The following is a 17,901-nucleotide window of genomic DNA, read 5'->3' as shown; positions in this document are numbered from 1 at the left end:
ACCCAGCAAGGAGAACTCGTTGCTCCCCCACCTCACCACATCCGACGGCCCTGCATGCGGCCCTTCGGGATCCGAGCGCCCCAGTAGGAGGTCCGTCCGATGAGGCAGCCGAAGCTACTGCCGCCGGCGGTGCGGGGGTGGGCGGAGCAGCGGATCGGGTCCATCGTCTCCGTACGCGACGCCTCGCACGACTGGGACCGCTCCCGAGTGTGGGAGGTGGAGGGCGCTGACGGCGTGCACCGGTACGTGAAGGTCTCGCCGAGCGAGAAGTTCTTCACCCGTGAGACCCGCGCATACAGGCATGTCGTCCCCGCCCTCGGGCACAGCCGGGCACCCAGCCTCATCGACAGCCGGGCCGAGGACCTGGCCCTGCTGCTCACCGCGGTCCCCGGTACCCCGGCGAAGGCGCTCAGCCTGTCCGCCGGCGACTGGCGGGCCGTCCACCAGCAAGCTGGGGCGCTGTGTGCCCGGCTGCACGAGGCCGGGGAGCTCTGCCGTGCCGATCGGGTGGAAGCCGAAGCCTCTCTGGAGGCCGCCGCCGACGGGGCGGAGAAGTACCTGACCCGCGCCGGAGACAGACTCACCGACGGCGAGCAGCAGCTGGTCCGCGACCACGCCGCCCAGCTGCGCCACGTCGGGCCGGTTCCCGTCGGATACATCCACGGCGACAACCAGTACCTTCATTAGGCAAGTCGACTGTCGGGTTCGAAGTTGTCGGGACTTTGGCCCAGGGATCTCAGCTATCGAAGGTGTGGGTGGCTTCGCCTGGAGGCGCGGTAAAGAATGGTTCTGTTTCTACCTCCGTGCCGCAGTCCTCGCACGTCCGGGTCTCAATCGTTTGTTCCTCATTGAGTTGGCCGGGAGGAAAGTCGGTGTAGCCGCAGCGCGGGCAGTCGACAAACTGGCGGAACTTCTTGTGCTTCCCGTACTCCTGGCTGCTCTCCGTCGTCATGGTGCGAGCCTCGCACGCCCGTACGGCTGGTGTCGTCGGTTGGCGGGGTAGCAGCGAGATGCGCTAGGCCGCAGAGCTCGGGGTGGATACAGGGTGAGTGCGTGGGCGTGGACGTCGTACAGGCTCTGGCGCAGTTCGGGGGCGGTGATCAGGCTGAGGGCCTGGGCGTGACCGACGGGTGTGGTGGTGACTCGACCTGCGGCGGTTACTGCGCAGGAGAACTACACGCATGCTGTTCGGTGCCGTTCTCCGATCCCGTTGAGTAGTTCGGGACGGGGACCGGGGAGGTGGGCGGGTGCCAGGTGAGAATCCAGCCGGCGGTAAGCGCCGCCGCGCCACCTGCCAGGGCGATTGCGCCGCCTGTTCCGATGCCTGCGGCCACCAACCCGAAGCACGCCGGCCCGACGCCCTGTAGCGTCATGCCGCCGGAGCCGAGCAGACCGAAGGCCTGGCCCTGACCATCCTGCGGCAGGGCATCCAGGAACGGCCGTTGCAAGCCGAGACCATAGGCGAATCCGAAGCCGCAGAGCAGCAGCAGACAGGACGAGACGCCCACTCCGGGCTCGGCAGCGAAGCCGACCAGCGGCAGTCCCATCAGCGCAATCAACGGGACTACCAGTCGCTCCCGGGTGAGTGGCCGGAGGAGTCGGCCCACCAGCAGGTCGCCGACAAGCATGCCGACCGGCAGACAGCCCATCAGCACCGCGTACCAGCCGGGCGCGAAGTGGCGTCCTCCTGCGTAGGCGACGATCAGACCTTCCGCGCCCGCTACGAAGCCGGTCGGTAGCCACTGGGCCAGCATCAGTCGTCGCACCGTGCGTCCGCGCAGCAGCCGGCCGGCACCGTGCAGGCTTGCCCGGACGGCCCCGCCGTCGCCCCGAGCGCTGCCGGGTGTGACGCCGAACTCTCCCGGCTGCAGCCGGGGTAGCCGGATGCGGATAGCGAGCGCGCAACCGAGGTAGAGGGCGGCGCTTACCGCGAGTGCCCGGTGTGGGCCGAGTACCGCAACGGCCGCGCCTCCCAGCGCCAGACCGAACAATTGCGCGCCGGAGGAGGCGATGTTGTTCAGTGAGCGGCCCAGTACATAGGCGTCGCCCTCCAGCGACTGCGCGACCAGCCGACTCGACGCGCCGTGAAACACCGGTGTGGCGAGGGCGACCAGCGCCACGACACCGAGGCTTGCCGCGATCGGCATCCGCACGAGGGCGAGCAGCAGGGCGGCGGCGCACGTCAAGGCGTAGCCGCCGGTGATGAGCGCGCGGGGCGGCAGTCGGTCGGCCAGTGAGCCCAGCAGCAGCGAGCCGAACAGCTGCGGGATGAAGCCGATGCCGAAGGCCAGTGCGCTCAGCAGCGCAGAGCCGGTGGCCGAGAAGACCAGCACCGAGAACGTGGTGATACGCAGCGCGTCCGCAGTGATCGCGACGGTGCGGGTTGAGAAGAGCAGCCGGAATCGCGGCTCGGCCAGCACCTCCCGGTAGGTGGCACGGTGGTTGCCCTGCGCGGGCTCGGCGGTTGGGGTCATGACGCCCAGCCTCGCCGTGCGCCCACCCCACCCAACAATGATTCGTCGCTCGACGAATCGGAACGGACGTCCTGCGGTAGCGTCGCAGGGTGCTGCGCTTCGAAGTCTCCGTCGAGGACCTGCTGCGCAGCCGCTTCGCGCTGTCGCCTGCACTGGACCTCTGTTTGCTGCTGCGCTCGCTCGCCGGCCAAGGCCAGCCGCTGCCGCGAGCCTGGGCCGCCCGGCTCATGCCGGCCTTTGAACGGCTTCGCCGCGAGACCGAACTGGACGCCGCCCTCGCGCTGCAGGCCCCGCAAGGCGGACCGAACTTCGTCGCCCCGCCCCCGCGCGGCCTCATCCAGACCTGGGCTGACGACCTGGCCGTGATCCGGGCCACACCGCTGGAAGCGGCCCGCCACGAATTCGCCGCCACCGCGACCGGCCCGTCCGCCCGTGATCCCCGCGTACGCGCAGTGCTGGACTCGGCGGATGCCGTCTCCAGGATCGCCGAGGCGATGGACCAGGCGTGGCACGAGCTGCTCGCCGCGGACTGGCCGCAGCTGCGCGCGATCTGTGAGCGCGATGTCGTGCACCGGGTGGGTGTGATCGGCGAACACGGATGGGCCGCGGCCATCGAGAGCCTGCACTCGGGCGTCGCCTGGCGCGCCGGCGGTATCGAGATCGGCTTCTTCCGAGGCGGAACAGTCCGCCTCGCCGGCGACGGGCTCCTGCTGATCCCTTCGGCCATCGTCGGGCATATCGCCGCCCAAATGGAAGACCCCTGGCCCAGGACCTTGGTCTACCGTGCCCGCGGCACCGCCGCCCTGTGGGGCGAACAGGAGAGCGTCCCCCAACCGGACGCGCTGACCGCTCTGGTCGGCCGGGCCCGAGCCCGGCTGCTGTTGGCGCTGGACGCCCCGGCCAGTACCAGCCATCTCGCCCGAAGCCTCGCCATGGCACCCGGCGCGGTAGGAGACCACCTCGCCATCCTGCGAGGCGCGGGGCTGCTCGTTCGCGCCCGGTCCGGACGGTCGGTGCTCTACCGGCGCACCCCGCTCGGCGAGGCACTGGTCGCTGGTTCGGGCTGAGGGCTCAGATCAGCACTGTTTTCTGAGGCGCCGCCAGCAGATGATTGCGCAGCCGAGGGTGAGGAAGGCCTGGTGGATGTCGGCGCGGATGTCCCAGCGGATACGCAGCCGACGCAACCAGCGCAGAAGCGCGAAGGCCGCCCGGACCGTGATCAATCTCACCGATAGCCGCTGTACCGATGTACCAAGCCCGAATACCCGCGAGGTCCCCGACGCCGTGGCCCGACGCTGCCCAACCTGACCGCACCGTGGAATGTGCCGAGCTTCAGCCGGGAATTCGTCCAGTTCCTCGCGGACCCGGAAGCCGGGTGACCTGTTGCACCGCTGCGAGCTCTTCGCGGGTCTGCTCCAGCTCCAGGGACAGCTCGGTGGCAGCGCGTACCAGGGCGTGAACCCGTTCTCGCTCCGCTGCGAGTTCCGCCTTGATCTTCGCCAGGGCTTCGCGCAGCACGATGTTCTCGTCGGCCATGCTCTGGACAACCTGCGGAGTGAAGTTCTGCGCTTTGGCCCGTGCCCGGAACTCGTCCACGAGCTCCTTGTGATCGCCGTAGACGACGTCGCGCCGGAGCCCGCACTCGGCGATCAGCTCTGTCCCCGTGAGCTTTCCGACGGGCGAGCGCAGGGGCGTCCCAGCCAGAAGGCGTTCTGCGGCGGCGCGTATTTCCTGACGTTCGGCTTCCCGGTCTCGGTTCTTCCGCGTCATGCGACCCGACCGCCTTCCATGTGCGTAACTTCCGGACGTGACGTCTCGTGCCGCTCGATCACCGCGCAGATCTGCGCCGCTTTTGCGGCAGCTCGGTCCCGGCGCGGACGTGGCGTCATCGGGTCATGAGCCTCGGCTTCCAGGACGGGCAGTCGCCTGCGGTGATCGGCGATGTCCCGGTCGGTGTAGGCAAGGTTGGCGCAGGTGCTGTGACACAGCGATTCGTCGGGCCCATCGTCGGCGGGCAGGCCCAGCAGCAGCTTCTCCTTGCGGCACTCGGCGGTTTCGGCACGATGAACGCACGTCATGGCTTCGCCGTGATGAATGTCGGTGTCGCTCTGTTCAAGGAGCCGCTTGACGCTCGCCTGCGCGCGTACGGTGCGGCCGAGGAAGGTCGCTGCGCCAGCGGTGCGGCGCCGGTACTCGGCTGCGGCCGGACCGCTGACGTGCTCGTTGTCCTCATCCAGACGGGTCCAGTCGTCCTCGGACTGTTCGAGGACCATCTCCAGTCGCTCCACAGCGACGTCGTCCAGCCAGGAATCGTCGCCGGTGGCAGCGTAGTTCAGAGTGACTTTCGTCTTGAGATGGCCGTACTGCAGGGCGGCGGCGATGAGGCCGCGGGGTCGGCGGACGATGAAGTACGCGAGGGTGCGGCGGAAGCGCGACCCGTGCAGGTGCTTGATGGGATCTGGAGGAATTGCCGCTGTGCCATCGGCGGGGGTGAAGGTGGAGTTCACCCAGTCCTGGAGCCTCTGCAGTTCACGGATGGTCTTGCTGGAGCCCCACGTCAGGGTGCCCATTCGACGACTCTTGCGGCCGCTGCTGCCGGGCAGGCGGGTCGGGAAGATCAGGTCGGTTGCGTGGAGCGTCTCCAGCAGGTCGATGGCCTGGTGTACGGGGCGGACGACGGCCCAGGGGCGGCTGGCCGGTCTGTGTGACTCGGCCGCGGTGCGGTTGTGGCCCTTGCCGCGGTGCCCGAGCACCAGCAGCTCCCCGGAATCGGGATCCTCCGCACGGCAGCCGCGGCGGAGATTGGACACTTCCCCGGGGCGCATACCCGACAGATAGGACACGATGACGAAGCATGCCGCCGTCACCACCCAGACGAGCTCGGGGAGTTCGGACGCGGTGATCGGTTTGTCCCTCCACGGGCGCCCGTCGACCTGACCAGTGACACTACCGACGAAGAAGCCCCCGGCCACCGGAATCCCGGAGGCTTCGGCGATCGAACGTGGCCCGAGGCCGAGGGAATTGGACAGCACGGGAAGCCCGAGGAGGCAGGCCAGGTACTTGTAGTCGATCGCGCCGGGGTCCTCGGGCTCTCCTGGCAGTGCGACACCCGTGCGGTGCGCATCTCGGAGGAAGAGGTTCATGCGCTCGGTGCGCGGCAGCCCGGCGAACCGCGCCTGCCCGGGATGGGTTCCGGTGTACAGCTGACGGAACTCTCGCCAGGCGTCACGGACATCCGGGCCGATGTCTTCGACGATCCGCAGGGCCCAGTCCAGCAGGGGGATCATCGTGTCCACCGCGATCCTCGCGGTCTTGTTGCCGCGGCCGGTCTGGATGTCCTCCGCGAGCTCGCCCGGAGAGCGCCCCTGCCACGGCTCCGCGACGGACATACGGCATTCCGGAGGCAAATACGGCGCATAGGCCCACACGGCCCGAACCGCACTGAAGAGCTGACGGCGCGTGCCCGTGCTGGCCTGGATGGACCGGACATGATCCAGATACAGGTCGAGATCACGGTCGTTCACTTCGTAGAGCCGATCGATGCCACGATGCCGCAGCCAGGTCGCAAAGACGCGCAGGCGCTTGAACCAATTGCTCACCGTGGAGACGCTCGCCTGGTCGATCCCCGTGAACCTGCCCAGAGCGGGCGGGTACGGGCTGTCGAGGGTCGCCAGGATGAAGACCCGGAAGTCGTATTCCAGCAGGTTCGGGTACGTCGACCAATGGAGCGTGATCGATTGGGTGTGCTGGTCCGGCTGCGCTTCCGCCAGCGACCAGACGCGATCCCCGACCCTCGACAGTGCCGCGCGGTCGGTTCCGTGCCGCAGAGACCGGGTATGGAGCACTTCCCTGTCCGCAAGCTCGCTCAGTAGCGACGGCAAGGTAGCGGCACCGTCATTGGCCGTGGTCATCGCAGGTCCATCCGTCCGGCCATCAGGTCGTTGATCATTTCCGACTGGCGCCCGGTGAGCCGCCGGCGTGCCTGGTCCTGCTCGGACTGGTGGTACTGCCCCACCAGGTCCTCGAGTCGCTCATGGTGCACCGCGTGTCGCGCGTTCCACGTCGCCACATCGGTGTGAACCTTCAGGATGCTCATTTGGTCCAGAGCGGCTATTTGCAAGGGGAGTTGGTGGGGCAGCGCGCGGGCGTTCTCGCATCCCAGGCAAGCCAGGAACGATTCCGCGCAGGGTTCGCCCGGAGGGGCCCCAGGGCTGTTGAGGTGATCGGTGCACCCCGCCAGGACGGTGTCCTGTTCACCGGAGACCAGACGTTGAAGGACCGTAGGATCCAGCCCGGCGTCCCGGGCAGCGCCCTCCAGATCGGAGGCCGCCCGGGCAACCAGCGCGGCCGGCAGTACGGCGATACTGCGTCGCTTGCGGGCAGCGGCGACTTGGGAGCGCAGTGCGTCCGCGACGACGACGCGGGACTGGGTGGCGACATCCTTGCTGCGGGCGAGGTAGAGGTCGTTCATGGTGGACCGGGTGTGGGCCACCGGGCGCCGCTTGCGCTCGATGCCGGTCTGCCGCAGCCGCCGCGCCTCCACCGGCTCGACTCCGTCCTTCGTGGGCTCCTTGGTAGGAAATCCGTGCTGAACGGACCATCGGGCGATGTTCTTGGCGTCGGCCCCACGCGTCCAGCGTTTCGCTCCGGATGTCTGCGTCCGGAATCCGGCGAAGGCCGAGCTGTGGCCGCCGTGACGCCTGGCGAGCTGAGTCAGGTCCAACAGCAGCTGGTAGACCCGAAGCGGGGAACGAAACAGTCGGGGCTCTGGATCATCGGCGACCAGCAGAACGGCCAGTTCTTCCGGCACATCTTCCACGGGTGTCACCATGTGCTCGCGCTCCGGGCCTCGCCGGGGCTTGGATGCCTCGATCAGCGCGATCTGGGGAACTCCCTCGACTCCACCATCTGGACGGTAGTGCGCGGCGGGCCAAGCCGCCACCGTGCCGAAGTTCTCCGCGGTCAAGGCCGTCAGCAACAGGCCGAACGCCGTCAACTCCCTTGAGGAAAGGCACAACCGCCGAGTGATCTCCTGGGTTCCTCCCAGCTTCCACACCACCCTCACCATCGTGCCTCCAGGCGCGCGTGGAAGATCACCAGTGCGCTCGAAGACGTCCAGCAGCATGCCGAGCTCGTGGTCTGGATGCCCTGATCCGACCTGTCCGGCTCGGTAACGGGCCAGGAGATCCTGGCCAGCCCGAATGCGGTCCCGCGCCACCCGAATGTCGTGCCGCAGGGCGACCATGATCCGCTGCATGGCGTCGTCGTCATATTCCGGGACGTCGGAAAGCTCCGTCACCTCCGGCATCCGCTCCTTGTACAGCGCGTCTCGCACCTCCTTCGACAGCTTCTCGTCATCGCGCCACAGCTGCCGGAGCCGATGAAGGTGGGTGCACTGCGAGGCGGCGTTTCGTCCTTCCGTGTGCGTCCACAGCTCCAGCACGTGCGCCTCAGTGACGTCGCCCGGCCCCCGGACGGTCGGACTCTGGACGGAGAAGTAGCGGGCGAGCCAGGACAGTACCGAGTAGAGGCTCTCGGCCCCTCTCACCCGCTTCACGCCCGAACGCGGCGAAGTACGTTCCGCAAAGGCGGAGGCGAACCAGCGCTGCAGGCCCTCATCAATCACGACTCGCTTCCCCTTGGGGTCCTGGATGTTGGCGAAGTCGAAGACCCGCGACCGGGCGCCGGACTCCTCGATGACGCGCACCGCAGTACCCCCCGATGCCTCCAGCAGCCGCTCCGGAGGCCGCCAGTCGCTCGGCGGCATGCCCGCCTGGCGCCCGCCGCGCCCTCCCCCGCTCACGCCCGGCCCCCCGTCTGAACGTGGGCGGCCGGACGAGCGACGCTGGTCAGCGTCCGTCCACCCTGCTCCGCCACGGTGCGGATCAGCGCCTCGACCGCTTGGGTCTCCTCGCTGTCCAGCAACTCCATCAAGTAGTCGACCTGCAGCGCGGTGAACGGCTCCAGGTACGTGTCCCGCGTTGTGGACGGGTCTGCGTGCCCCAACATGAGGGACAGCGCGTACCACACGCCGCCGAACATCTCCCGGATGTCGAGAAGTTCCTGCTCGGTGAACCCGTCCAGCTGGGGCTGCCACACCGTCGAGAGCAGCGAATACCACTTGAGGGCGAAGGAGTGCCGGCACATGTGCGGTCGGCACCACAACGGAACGAGCCCCTCACCCCCCGCCTGCGCCCAGACCCGCTGAATCCGTTCGTTGGCAGCCGTGAACGTGTCCTCCCAGCCCTCGAACTTCTTCGGCATCCCGTTCGGCGACAGCCACAGTGCCAACGGCTCCAGCCCAGACGCGGTGCGCCGGAACAGCAGACGGCGCTCGTCGGGGCCCAGCACGTCTACCGAGAGCGATCCCTCGCTCTCCAGATACAGCAGCCGGCTTCGGGCGTTGTAGCCACGGACCACCCGCTTATACGGGATCTTCTCGTAGGTCCCTCGCCGTTGGGCTCGGCGTATCGCCTGCGTCCGGGAACCCTCCAACGGGTCGGCGTAGCCCTCGATCTCCCGCAGCACCGCCCTCGGTATTCGGTACCACCGCCCCTCCTTGGCGCCCTTCACGCACGCCGCCGCCAACCAGGCCCGCGCAAGACGGCCTCCAGCGGAACATGGCATCTCTACGTCCAGGACGCTTCCCCACTCCTGAAGGCGCAGCCCCGTGCCGTACAACCCGTCGATGAAGACCGCATCCCGGTCCTCGTTCGGTCCCGACCAGCCAGCTCTGCGCAACCCGTCGAAGCCGTAGCCGCGCAGACCGATGTCCCGCCACTGCTCGAAGGGCGCACGCAGCATCCACTTCACCTGCCGACCACGTGAACCCGCTGGCCGGAGCCCATCGCGCCGCTCTCCTCCAGGACCGACCCCCTGTCCAGAACGGCCGCCGGAGTTCGATGCCAGGGCGACCCCGGACACCGGGTTCTGGACCCCGTACTTCCCGAACGCCCAGGTGTAGAAGGTGTTCAGAGCGGCACGGTCCGTGTCGAAGCTGGCCGCCTTGATCCGGTCGTCATTGCGTACATCGGTCAGGCGCCAGTCCTTGAACGCCTCCACGTCCCGCGCTGTCGCCTCCCGCCAGCCCTTTCCGAACACCTGCAGGAAGTTCAACCACACGACCAGCGTGTACGCGTACCGCTTCCAAGTCCGGGCCCCGCGCCCCTTCATCGGCGAGACGCGAAAGAACAGATTCACGCCTGGATCGGCAAAGCCCGAGACAGTGAACAGGACCGGCGTGCCATGCTGAGCTCCGTTCCTCGCCGCCCGGTCGTGCAGATCACCGAATCCTCCGAGCATGCCCTCACCCAAGGACGGCGGCGGCTTCAGAAAGTCGTAGAACTCGACACTCCAGCGATCCCACATCACTTCTCCAAGGGCGAGCCATGAGCCGATTACCCGACAACTCTGGGAAGCCTAGTGAAAGCCCAGGAACTGGCTGTGGTCCCCATCCGGTCTGGTCCTCATCGACTTCGAAAGGACCCGGCCTGCCGCCCGTGTCCAGGACCTGGCCATCCTGGCGGTCACCCAGTGGGTCGACCATCCGGACCGCGAGCGGGCGTTCCTCTCGTCCTACGGGCGCGCCCTCACCGACGGCGAGCGGCACGCCCTGCGCTGCCTGACCGTGCTGGACGCGGTCAACTGCCTGGCCTGGGGCCCGGACAACGGTGACGAGCTCGTCACGGCCCGGGGCCGGCGGACCCTGGACCGGCTGATGAGGGAGAGCGGATCATGAGCAAGGCTCCCCAAAGCCTCCGGGACGGTGGAGGCCGGTGACGACCCCCGCCCAGATGGTGAAGGCCCCGCGGTGGACTTCGCCGGCCCTGCGGCTGCTGGTCGCGAGCGAATGCGCGAGCTTGTCGGGATCGGCGGTCAGCGCCGTCGCGATCCCCACCCTGGCCGTGCTCGTGCTGCACGCCTCCACCCTCCAGATCGCCGTCCTCGCCTTCCTCGGCCAGCTGCCGAACGCGATCGTCGCGCTCCCGGCCGGCGCGCTCTCCGACCGCCACCGCAAGCGCCCCCAGATGATCGGCGCCGACATCACGGCCGCGCTGGCCCTCGCGACCATCCCGGCCGCCGCCGTGTCCGGAATGCTCACCATCGGGCAGCTGTACGCGGTCGCCGTCGTCCTCGGCATCGCCAAGATCGTGCACGGCGCGGCTTCGATCAGCTACCTGCCCGTCCTCGTCGAACCCCACCTCCTCCAGCGCGCGAACTCCCGCCTAGGCGCTGCCTCGTCGGTCGCCGACAGCATTGGGAACAACCTGGGCGCCGCGCTGATCGCCGCCGTCGGCGCGGCCCGCTCGGTGATCGTCGATGCCCTGTCCCACCTCGTCTCGGCCTTCCTGGTCTGGCGCATCCGCACCCCCGAGCCCGCCACCGCGCGGCCCCAGGGCCGGCGCAGCCTCGCACGGGACATCCGTGAGGGACTGCACTACGTGGCCGGGCAGCCGACCATCCGCACGGTGATCACAGCGCTGTCCACGCTCAGCTTCGGGCTGGCGATCATGAACACCTACTGGGCGTACTACCTGCTCGCCGTCCTCGCCGTCACCCCGACGGCGTTCGGCGTGATCATGGGCATTGGAGGGGTCGGCAGTCTGGCCGGAGCGCTCCTCGCCCCGAAGATCGCCTCCCGCATCGGCATCGGGCCGACGATCATCATCGGATTCGCCGTCAGCCCCCTGGCACAAGTACCCCTCCTGCTCGCCGGGCCCGGCCTGCGCTGGCAGACCGCCCTCGCCCTGGTCCTAGCCGTCCAGCTCTTCTGGGCCACCGCGTCCGGAACGAGTCAACGTTCCCTCCGGCAGACCATTTGCGAGCCCGGCTTCCAAGGGCGGATGCAAGCCGCCAGCACCACGATGACCGCCGGCATCCGCCCGCTCGCCGCCGCGGCCGCCGGCGCCCTGGCCCTCTACCTCGGCGTACGCACGACCCTCACGATCGGCGCGCTCTTCCAACTCGTCCCCGTCGCCATCCTGCTCCTCTCCCCTGTCCGCACCATGCGGGACATGCCCGCCAAGTGGGGGTGGGCCCGTCCGGGCGCTGGGGAGCCGAGGTCACACCCCATCTTCGCCCATGCCGCAGGGGCCCGTGTTTCACGTGAAACATCACCTCGGCGGAGCGGGCGACGAACGCGGGCGGTGTTTCACGTGAAACACCGCCACATGGTTGTCAGTGGTGGGTGGAAGGATCTCCTCGCCAATTCAGACGAGGACGTCACACGGGGGGCGCCGTGCTCATCCCTTCAGCTCGGAAGTCGGATTGCGATGCCTGTGGCGGCCCGCACGCCAAGTGGGTCGCGAGTCTGTGGATGGCTCTCTGCGCGGCCTGTGAACGGGCGGACGCCGCCCATCCGGAGCGCGAACCGGTTCTGGTGGGCGAGGTTCTGGCGGGCGAGGCCTATGCCCTGTTCCGCTCGTGTCGCGGCGCGGGTGCGCCCGGCGCGCGGCGTGACACGGGCCGGGGCGGCGGTCGTAGGCTCGGGGCATGACTCTGCGCCTGAGCACCGTGATCCTTCCCGTCCACCGCTGGCACGAAGGGGGACGCGACCGCTGGCAGCGGGCCGAGGAACTGGGGTTCCACGCCGCCTACACCTATGACCACCTGTCCTGGCGGACCTTCCGGGACGGCCCGTGGTTCGGTGCGCTGCCGACGCTCACGGCGGCCGCGACGGCGACGCAGCGCCTGCGGCTGGGCACGCTCGTCACATCGCCGAACTTCCGCCATCCGGTGACGCTGGCCAAGGACCTGATGTCCCTCGACGACATCTCGGGCGGCCGGATCACCCTCGGCATCGGCGCCGGCGGCAACGGCTTCGACGCCACCGCGCTGGGCCAGGAGCCCTGGACCCCGAGGGAGCGGGCCGACCGCTTCGGAGAGTTCCTGCCGCTGCTCGACCGGCTGCTCACCGAGGCGGACGTCTCCCAGGAGGGCACTTTCTACTCGGCCGTGGAGGCCCGCAACATCCCCGGCTGCGTCCAGCGGCCCCGGCTGCCCTTCGCCGTCGCCGCGACCGGCCCGCGCGGGCTGAAGCTCGCCGCGCGGTACGGGCAGGCATGGGTGACGACGGGTGACCCGAAGATCTTCGAGGAGGGCACCCCGGAGGACTCGGTGGAGGCCCTGCGCGGCCAGATCGCCAAGCTCGGCAAGGCGTGCGCGGAGTCCGGCCGGGACGTGGCCGGGCTGGACAAGGTGCTGCTCACGGGCTTCACCCCGGACCGGGGCCGCCCGCTGGAATCCGTGGACGCCTTCGTGGACTTCGCCGGCCGCCACCAAGAGCTCGGCTTCACGGAACTCGTGATCCACTGGCCGATCCCCGAGTCCGATTTCGCCGCCGACCAGCAGGTCTTCGAGCGGATCGCCACCGAGGGTCTCGCCCAGCTGGGCTGATCCGGATCCCGCCGTCACCGCTTCGACGGCGGGGGCGGCGGGATCCGGGCGGCGGCGTCAGGACGAGGTGCGCAGCAGGTTGTCCCGGGTGCGCTCGGCCTGCTCCGTCAGCCATTTCGGTGCGGTGCCCTCGGGCAGGGCCCGCACCTCGGCCGCCAGCGCGTCGAGCAGGGCGGCTCCGGCCTCGGGGCGGCCCAGCTCGTGCTGGGTCCAGGCGGCGTTGTTCACGCAGTGGTAGCGGGCCTCCAGGTGGGCCGGACCCAGCTCGGCGTAGAGGGCGGCGGCCCGCTCCCAGAGCCGGATTTCCTCCAGGCGCAGGGCCTCGAGCTCCGCCGCGCCGAGGAGCTCGGCGCGGCCGGAGGCAGTGTCCCCGGCACCGTCTCCGGAACCGTCCCCGTCCTCCTCCTCGCCGGTGTCCTCCTCGTGCGCGGAGACCCGCCGGTCGAGTACCTGGGCCAGCTGGTTCCAGGTCTCGGCGAGCTCGGCCCGCGCCTCCGTGGCTTCCGGGTCTTCGGCCAGGACGGCGCTCAGCACCTCCACCGCCTCCTCCATCCGTGCCCGGGCCCGCGCCACCACCGCGTTGGAGACCTCCTCGCGCAGCCCCAGCCAGGCCAGCGAGCGCAGGATCCGGACCTCGGCGATCGGCGCGTCCTGGGACCGGCGGTGCAGGTCGAGGGCCCGCTCGTACGCCGCGACCGCCTCCGGCACGAGCTGTGCCTCGGAGAGCCGGTCGGCCGCCGCCTGGGCGAAGTGGGCCTGCGGGCGCGGGTCCTCCCAGTCCTTGGTCGCCTCCGCCGCCAGCAGGTACTGCTCCGCCGCGCCCCGGGGGTCCCTCAGGTCGCGCAGCAGGTCGCCCAGGAACTCCCGTACGGAGACGGCCTGGCCCTCGCCGTGCTCCAGCAGGTCCGGCAGGGTCGACTGCAGGACCTCGGCCGCCTCGGCGGTCCGGCCCTCCCGGGCGTGGCACCGGGCGAGCAGCAGCCGGGCCTGGGCCCCGCCGTCGGCGGAGAGACCGGCCTGGTCGAACCAGTGCGCCGCCTCCAGGGCGTGCCCGGCGGCCTCCGCGTCCGCCTCGCCCCGGCGGACCAGGACATCGGCCAGGGTGAGCCGTACGACGCCCTGCGTCTCGGGGTCGGTGACCTCGGAGGCGTGCGCCAGCGCCGCGCGCGCCGCCTCCCGCGCATCCTCGGCGCGGTCCAGCGACAGCAGGACGCCGGCCCGCAGCACCAGCGGGTCCACGGCCAGCCAGGGCCGGCCCGAAGCGAGCGCCCGGTCGGCGCAGGCGGCGAGCAGGGCCACGGCCCGCTCCGGGTCGCCCTCCGAGAGCGCGAGGCGGCCCAGCATCTCCTCGGCCTCCGCCGCCACGTCCGGCAGGGCCGGCCCGTAGGCGTCGACGAAGGAGCGGAGCTCGGCGGCCAGTTCGCCGTGTCCGTGGTCCTGCCCGCCGCCGTGCGCGTGCCCGTGCGCGTGCTCGTGTGCGTCTCCGGCAGCCTCGAGCGAGCGCAGGTACGACTCCACCCGGATCGAGGTCAGTTCCGCGTAGGCGATCCGCCGGGTCCGCAGCGGCTCGTCCGCGTCCAGTGCCTCGGCGGCGCGCAGAGCCACCGAGATCAGCTTGCGCAGCTCCCCCGCACCGGTCCCGGACTGCGCGGCCACGGTCGCGAGCCGCAGCTCGGCCAGGGCCGCGCGCTCGGCCCGACCGAGCTCCCGGTAGCCCTCGCGTACGCCGGCCAGCAGTTCCGCGGCCTCGGGGGCCCCGGCCCGGGCGGCCGTCAGGGCGCGGTGGTCCGCCAGGTCGGCGGCGACCAGCGGGTCCGTCCCGGCCTCGGGGCGTGCGGCCACCCCGGCCCACAGCGCGTCCGCCCCCGGGTGTCCGAGCTCCCGGGCCGCGCGGGCCCGCTCCACCAGCTCCGCGAAGCCCTCGGCCGAGGCCGACGCCGAAGACGAGGCCGACGCCGATGCGGAGGCCGGCCCCGGCCCCTTGGGCACGGGTGCGGAGGCCGCGGGCGGCAGCGCCGGGCTGCGCACGCCCAGCGGCAGGGCGTCGAGGAGCGGAGCCCGGCCGATGCGTTCGGCGAGCCGGTCGGAGACCCGGGTGGTGCCGTTGCGCTCGTCGAAACGCCGGGCGATCGCCAGGGCTTCCTCGCGCAGGATCCCGTGGAGCTCGTCCGCCGTGCGCGCGGCGCCCTCGTAGGAGACGGACAGGTCCGCGCCGTGCCCGAGTTCGCCCAGGCGGCGCAGGAGCACGAGGATGCCGCCGTAGAACTGCATCTGCGCCTCGACGTCCACGAGCGGCCCCAGCCGGGCGGCGTGCTCGGCGAGGATCTCCAGCCCGCGGGCCTCGTTGCCGGTCAGCGCGCAGAATTCGATGTGCTCGCCGATGGAGCGCAGCAGGCTCTCGTTGCCCCGTGCCATGCGGTAGCCCCGCAGGTGGTGGGCGCGGGCTTCGGCGCCGCGGCCGAGCCGGACCAGGGGCAGCAGGGAGCGGGCGAGTAACCGGTGGGGCTCCTCCAGGCAGCTCTGCTTGCCCGCCAGCACGGGTTCCCAGATGTCGACGGCCTTCGCGTCGTCGCCGCGGCTGGCCCAGAACCAGCCCTGGGAGTTGGTCTCGCAGGCGTGGCAGTCGCTCATCGGGTCGCGGTCGGCGGCCTGCCAGCGGAGGACGGCCCGCTCCGCCCGCTCGTCGTCGCCGGTGGCGTCGGCGAGGTAGAACTCGCTCTGGCGCACCGCGCGTTCGCTGTATCCGGCGAGCCGGTAGCGCCGCTCCATGTCCTCCAGCCAGCCGGTGACCGAGGACAGGGGGATCTCGGGCGAGCTGACGAGTTGGCCTGACACCCATTTGAACCGCCAGAACAGGGCGTGGGCCTGGCTGCCGTCGAAGCCGCCCGGGTCGCGGTCGTACTCCTGGAGCAGCCGGGCGAAGGGGACCACCATGCGGGTCCGCTCGGAGCTGTACTCGTAGGCGTCGATCTGGTTGAGCAGCGCCTGGCGGAACAGGCCGCTGTCGCCGCAGGCTTCGGCGGCGTTCGCCAGTGCCTCAGCCTGCGCGCTGCGCGCGGTTCCGTTGGGCAGGCACTGGTTCTCGTGCAGTGCCCGGCGGATTTCCGCCGCGGTCATCGTGCTCACTTCTGGCCTTCCTGGGTGACAGCGCTGCCACCGGGATGTGTCGCCCATTCCAGGAGTCCGAGGAAGGCCCGGTTGAGCAGGGTGGCGTCGGCCGGGCGCAGCGGCCGCTGGGACATCAGCAGGGCCTGGCCGTAGAGCGATTCGACGGCGGTGGCGGTCAGCGCCTCGTCGGGGAGGGCGGCGATCCGGCGGATCAGCGGGTTGTTGTGGTTGAGGACGAGGCGGGCGCGCGGCGCGGAGCCGCGGAGCGCGCCGAGGATGCCGCTCCACAGCGAGTCGGCGCTGTCGAGGGCGGCCGTTCGGTCGCGTTCCTGGCGGGCCTGACGGTCGTCGAGGTAGAGCGCGGGGATGGAGACGGGCTGGAAGGCGCGGAGCGCGACGTCGCAGCTCTGGGGTTCCAGCCGGGTGCGGGCGGTGGCCAGGAAGGGGGCCAGGGCCAGTTCGGCGGAGGTGGGGACCGGGTCGAGGCGTTCCGTGACGGCTCCGGCGTCGAGCTCGGTGACCTTGAGGTCGGGCCGTACGGAGGGCAGCAGGGCCAGCAGGTCGGCGTCGTAGGTGTAGCCGGCGTTGATGACGCCGAGGCCGTGGGCCGCCGCGATCGGGGCGATCTGGCGGAACTCCTCCACCGTGCGCGTGAAGTGGATGTCGGTGTGCGCGGCCGCGAACTCCTCGAGGCTCATCGAGCCGTCGCTGGTCTCGAACGGCAGCCAGGGCAGCATCAGTCCGAGCAGCTCGGAGTCGTGCCGGGCCATGGACTTCACACCGAGGTGGTGGACGCTCAGGAAGGCGGCGAGGCGCTCCGGGTCGCTCGCGGCGAGCTCGGCGAGCCAGGTGCGGACGCGGGCGCCGAGGGCCTCGCGCACGGCGGAGAGGGTCTCGTCGTCGTACAGGTTCTCGCGGGAGGCGGTTGGCCGCAGCGTGTCGGTGTCGATGACGGCGCGGACGAAGAACGCCCAGTCGGGCAGCAGGCTGTCGGCCTTGTCGGTCAGCAGCATGCCCTTGAGGTGGACGCGGTGTCCGGACCGGTGGGCGGGGCTGGTCGGCTCGGGCAGGACGTACGCGACGCCGCGCACGCCGGCGACGGGCAGGTCGAGGTCGATGCTGTCGAGCGGGGTGAAGCCGAACAGCGCCGCGCAGTGCCCGGCGAGGGCGACGCGGCGGGCGGCGGGGGTGGGGAAGGCGCGGTCCCATACGGCGGGGCGGTCGGTGACCTGGCGCGGCCGGTCACCGGAGCCGTCGTCGAAGGTGATGTCGTAGGGCAGGAGCGAGCCGTAGTCGCGGGCCAGCTGCTCGACCTTGGCCGGGGCCATCCATTCCTCGGCGCCCGGGCGGGCCTCCAGGATGACGGTCGTACCGGGCTCCGGGCGGGCGTCGGCGGGCAGTTCGCGGACGGTGTACGAGCCGTCGTCCGTGGCCAGCCATTCGACGGGCGCGGCCCGGGGGTCGCGGGCGGAGCGGGTGATGACGCGGATGCGGCGGGCGACGACGAAGCAGGCGAGCAGGCCGATGCCGAACTGGCCGAGGAACTCCTGGCGGGTGGTCTCCAGGCCGTGCCCGTTGAGGCCGGCACCGTCGTCCCCGCGCTTGGAGCTGCGGCCGATGGTGGCGAGGAGGGAGTGGGCCTCGGCGGCGGTCAGGCCGATGCCGCTGTCCTCGATGGTCACCCGGTTTCCGGCGGCCGACAGGCGGATGCGGATCTCGGCCCCGGGTTCCAGGGCGTGGCGGGCGGTGACCGCGTCGACGGCGTTCTGCAGCAGCTCGCGGACGTAGACGCGCGGGCTGGAGTAGAGGTGGTGGGAGAGCAGGTCGACCAGGCCGCGCAGATCGACCTGGAAGGTGTTCGGATGGGGCTGTTCGGACGTCATGGTGCGTCACCTCGCGTGCTGGCGTTTCGTGTTCGGCGACC

Annotated in this window: 12 protein-coding genes and 2 pseudogenes; 5 read left to right on the top strand and 9 right to left on the bottom strand. The window is 70.6% G+C overall.

Annotated elements, in window-relative coordinates:
* The first annotated feature begins 99 nt into the window (after nucleotides 1-99).
* Entirely contained in the window at nucleotides 100-687 is a 588-nt protein-coding gene (locus tag DRB96_RS09885; protein WP_239515971.1) for a phosphotransferase, read from the top strand.
* Between the two features lie 49 nt (nucleotides 688-736).
* Here the strand turns inward: DRB96_RS09885 and DRB96_RS42770 are convergent, their stop codons facing one another.
* On the bottom strand, nucleotides 737-952 hold the full coding sequence (locus tag DRB96_RS42770; RefSeq protein ID WP_162688439.1) for a hypothetical protein: 216 nt from the start codon (nucleotides 950-952) through the stop codon (nucleotides 737-739).
* Between the two features lie 205 nt (nucleotides 953-1,157).
* On the bottom strand, nucleotides 1,158-2,474 hold the full coding sequence (locus DRB96_RS09880; protein ID WP_112448089.1) for an MFS transporter: 1,317 nt from the start codon (nucleotides 2,472-2,474) through the stop codon (nucleotides 1,158-1,160).
* Between the two features lie 89 nt (nucleotides 2,475-2,563).
* Here DRB96_RS09880 and DRB96_RS09875 point away from each other — a divergent pair, with 89 nt between their 5' ends.
* Complete coding sequence (locus DRB96_RS09875) at nucleotides 2,564-3,541, top strand: winged helix-turn-helix domain-containing protein (RefSeq protein ID WP_112448088.1); 978 nt, start codon at nucleotides 2,564-2,566, stop codon at nucleotides 3,539-3,541.
* A 9-nt stretch (nucleotides 3,542-3,550) separates the two neighbouring features.
* On the opposite strand, the pseudogene DRB96_RS09870 reads toward DRB96_RS09875, so the two are convergent.
* The 5 genes and pseudogenes from DRB96_RS09870 to DRB96_RS09850 form a co-directional block, all read right to left on the bottom strand.
* Nucleotides 3,551-3,655 (bottom strand): annotated as a pseudogene (locus DRB96_RS09870) (IS5/IS1182 family transposase); the annotation flags it as partial.
* Between the two features lie 151 nt (nucleotides 3,656-3,806).
* Entirely contained in the window at nucleotides 3,807-4,244 is a 438-nt protein-coding gene (locus DRB96_RS09865) for a hypothetical protein (protein ID WP_112448087.1), read from the bottom strand.
* Nucleotides 4,241-6,385 carry a site-specific integrase gene (locus tag DRB96_RS09860; RefSeq protein ID WP_112448086.1) on the bottom strand — a complete coding sequence of 715 codons (2,145 nt, stop codon included), beginning with the start codon at nucleotides 6,383-6,385 and terminating at the stop codon, nucleotides 4,241-4,243. Before DRB96_RS09860 ends, DRB96_RS09865 begins: the two co-directional genes overlap by 4 nt.
* Nucleotides 6,382-8,181 carry a hypothetical protein gene (locus DRB96_RS09855; protein WP_239515972.1) on the bottom strand — a complete coding sequence of 600 codons (1,800 nt, stop codon included), beginning with the start codon at nucleotides 8,179-8,181 and terminating at the stop codon, nucleotides 6,382-6,384. Before DRB96_RS09855 ends, DRB96_RS09860 begins: the two co-directional genes overlap by 4 nt.
* Nucleotides 8,182-8,273: 92 nt before the next feature.
* Nucleotides 8,274-9,842: a site-specific integrase gene (locus tag DRB96_RS09850; protein WP_112448084.1), complete on the bottom strand. Its 1,569-nt coding sequence runs from the start codon at nucleotides 9,840-9,842 to the stop codon at nucleotides 8,274-8,276.
* A 73-nt stretch (nucleotides 9,843-9,915) separates the two neighbouring features.
* Between DRB96_RS09850 and DRB96_RS46240 the strand changes: the two are divergent.
* From DRB96_RS46240 to DRB96_RS09835, 3 genes and pseudogenes are all read left to right on the top strand, one after another.
* Nucleotides 9,916-10,068 (top strand): annotated as a pseudogene (locus tag DRB96_RS46240) (hypothetical protein); the annotation flags it as partial.
* A gap of 181 nt (nucleotides 10,069-10,249) precedes the next feature.
* Nucleotides 10,250-12,079: an MFS transporter gene (locus tag DRB96_RS09840; RefSeq protein WP_112448082.1), complete on the top strand. Its 1,830-nt coding sequence runs from the start codon at nucleotides 10,250-10,252 to the stop codon at nucleotides 12,077-12,079.
* On the top strand, nucleotides 11,967-12,869 hold the full coding sequence (locus tag DRB96_RS09835) for an LLM class flavin-dependent oxidoreductase (protein WP_112448081.1): 903 nt from the start codon (nucleotides 11,967-11,969) through the stop codon (nucleotides 12,867-12,869). The genes DRB96_RS09840 and DRB96_RS09835 overlap by 113 nt, the downstream gene beginning before the upstream one ends.
* A 57-nt stretch (nucleotides 12,870-12,926) precedes the next feature.
* Here DRB96_RS09835 and DRB96_RS09830 read toward each other — a convergent pair whose 3' ends face one another.
* Both DRB96_RS09830 and DRB96_RS09825 read right to left on the bottom strand, forming a co-directional pair.
* A complete protein-coding gene (locus DRB96_RS09830; RefSeq protein WP_112448080.1) occupies nucleotides 12,927-15,995 on the bottom strand; it encodes a tetratricopeptide repeat protein in 3,069 nt (1,022 codons plus the stop codon).
* A complete protein-coding gene (locus tag DRB96_RS09825; protein ID WP_112448079.1) occupies nucleotides 15,992-17,860 on the bottom strand; it encodes an HSP90 family protein in 1,869 nt (622 codons plus the stop codon). The genes DRB96_RS09830 and DRB96_RS09825 overlap by 4 nt, the downstream gene beginning before the upstream one ends.
* Nucleotides 17,861-17,901 lie beyond the last annotated feature (41 nt).

This window comes from Streptomyces sp. ICC1 (assembly GCF_003287935.1).
Lineage (GTDB): Bacteria > Actinomycetota > Actinomycetes > Streptomycetales > Streptomycetaceae > Streptomyces > Streptomyces tritrimontium.
The sequence above is the reverse complement of the archived record's forward strand: the minus strand, read 5'-3'. Positions and strand labels throughout refer to the sequence as shown.

Coding starts and splice junctions, on each gene's coding strand:
- DRB96_RS09850 (WP_112448084.1), bottom strand. CDS start 9,842: ATGTGGGATCGCTGGAGTGTCGAGTTCTACGACTTTCTGAAGCCGCCG.
- DRB96_RS09860 (WP_112448086.1), bottom strand. CDS start 6,385: ATGACCACGGCCAATGACGGTGCCGCTACCTTGCCGTCGCTACTGAGC.
- DRB96_RS09825 (WP_112448079.1), bottom strand. CDS start 17,860: ATGACGTCCGAACAGCCCCATCCGAACACCTTCCAGGTCGATCTGCGC.
- DRB96_RS09880 (WP_112448089.1), bottom strand. CDS start 2,474: ATGACCCCAACCGCCGAGCCCGCGCAGGGCAACCACCGTGCCACCTAC.
- DRB96_RS09835 (WP_112448081.1), top strand. CDS start 11,967: ATGACTCTGCGCCTGAGCACCGTGATCCTTCCCGTCCACCGCTGGCAC.
- DRB96_RS42770 (WP_162688439.1), bottom strand. CDS start 952: ATGACGACGGAGAGCAGCCAGGAGTACGGGAAGCACAAGAAGTTCCGC.
- DRB96_RS09865 (WP_112448087.1), bottom strand. CDS start 4,244: ATGACGCGGAAGAACCGAGACCGGGAAGCCGAACGTCAGGAAATACGC.
- DRB96_RS09885 (WP_239515971.1), top strand. CDS start 100: ATGAGGCAGCCGAAGCTACTGCCGCCGGCGGTGCGGGGGTGGGCGGAG.